This window comes from Clostridium sartagoforme AAU1 (assembly GCF_000401215.1).
Taxonomy (GTDB): Bacteria; Bacillota; Clostridia; order Clostridiales; family Clostridiaceae; genus Clostridium; species Clostridium sartagoforme.
Window position 1 is genome coordinate 1 of the sequence record NZ_ASRV01000001.1, and the last position, 849, is coordinate 849.

Annotated in this window: 3 protein-coding genes; all 3 read right to left on the bottom strand. The window is 32.2% G+C overall.

All coding sequences use genetic code 11. The annotated features are described in order from the left end of the window. On the bottom strand, positions 1–311 hold a 311-nt coding region (locus A500_RS20965), incomplete at its 3' end, for an ATP-binding protein (protein ID WP_242835000.1). 22 nt (positions 312–333) lie between these two features. Next, the gene (locus A500_RS20970) at positions 334–615 is read right to left on the bottom strand and encodes an ATP-binding protein (RefSeq protein ID WP_341349925.1); all 282 of its coding nucleotides are present in this window, start codon (positions 613–615) and stop codon (positions 334–336) included. Positions 616–617: 2 nt separating this feature from the next. Further along, positions 618–800: a hypothetical protein gene (locus A500_RS20975; protein WP_242835001.1), complete on the bottom strand. Its 183-nt coding sequence runs from the start codon at positions 798–800 to the stop codon at positions 618–620. Positions 801–849 lie beyond the last annotated feature (49 nt).

An 849-nucleotide genomic window follows, 5' to 3' on the forward strand; every position in this document is an offset into this window, starting at 1 on the left:
CTAGCTATAATAGGCCCTGATATTTTTTGTCTATATTTTAAAATTTCATAGTCTGTGCATTTACATCTGCTATCACCATAATAGCCACAAGGACAAGGATTCATGGCTGCTACTATCATAAAACTTGCTGGATATGAATTAGTATATTTTACTCTTGAAACTGTAACTCCCCCGTCTTCCATAGGCTGTCTTAACGCATCTAAAGTTCTTCTGCTAAATTCAGCTATTTCATCTAGAAATAAGACACCGTTATGTGCTAAGGATATTCCATCTGGCATTGCGTTATTACCTCCCCCAATTAAAGCATTCATAGATGCATTATGATGAGGAGCTCTAAATGGTCTTTCTGTTATTAAAGTTCCCTTGTTTTTTTAAAAGTCCTGCAACGCTATAAATTTTAGTTACTTCTAAGGTTTCCCTTTCAGTCATCATTGGTAAAATAGTTGGAATTCTTTTAGCTATCATAGATTTTTCGCAGCCTGGTGAACCTGACATAATTATATTATAACCACCAGCAGCAGATACAACAATATATTCTATAAGAGAGTCTTGCCCCTGAACATCTTCAAAATCTAAAAGGTAATCTCTGCTTATTTTATTATTATCCTTATATATATCTAAAAATTATTATATATAGATGTATCTTCTAGAAATTTAACTACATCAATTAGTGTCTCAAATGCAAAAATATTTATATCACTAACTAATGAAGCTTCTTGCAAATTATCCTTAGGTACAATTAAATTATTTATTCCCTTCTTTTTTGCTTCTATTGCCATTGGTAGTATTCCTATTGCCATTCCTAAATCAAAATGCTATCCACTTTTCTTTATATCCTCTGGAGCCAAA